This window comes from Streptomyces chattanoogensis (assembly GCF_001294335.1).
GTDB classification, from domain to species: Bacteria; Actinomycetota; Actinomycetes; order Streptomycetales; family Streptomycetaceae; genus Streptomyces; species Streptomyces chattanoogensis.
In genome coordinates this window covers 1-279 of sequence record NZ_LGKG01000105.1, presented here as the reverse complement: position 1 = coordinate 279, position 279 = coordinate 1, and the positions used below count along the sequence as shown (strand labels likewise).

General features: G+C 70.3%; 1 protein-coding gene. It reads right to left on the bottom strand.

Going from position 1 to position 279, the window contains the following annotated elements:
• On the bottom strand, positions 1-279 hold a 279-nt coding region (locus ADL29_RS12825; protein ID WP_157878480.1), incomplete at both ends, for a transposase.

Genomic DNA, 279 nt, shown 5'->3' with positions numbered 1-279 from the left:
CGCGTCGGGCGATGACGGGCTTGATGCCCTTCGCCCATACCTGGCGGCGGTAGCAGTCATGGTCGTAGCCGCGGTCGGCGTAGACCTCGGATGGACGGCGGCGGGGCCGGCCGCGTTTGCCGCGGATCGACGGGATGGCTTGCAGCAGGGGTATGAGCTGGGTGACGTCGTTGCGGTTGCCGCCGGTCAGCGTCACGGCCAGCGGGATTCCGGTGGCATCGCAGATCACGTGGTGCTTGGAGCCCGGCCGTCCCCGGTCGACCGGGCTCCGTCCGGTTT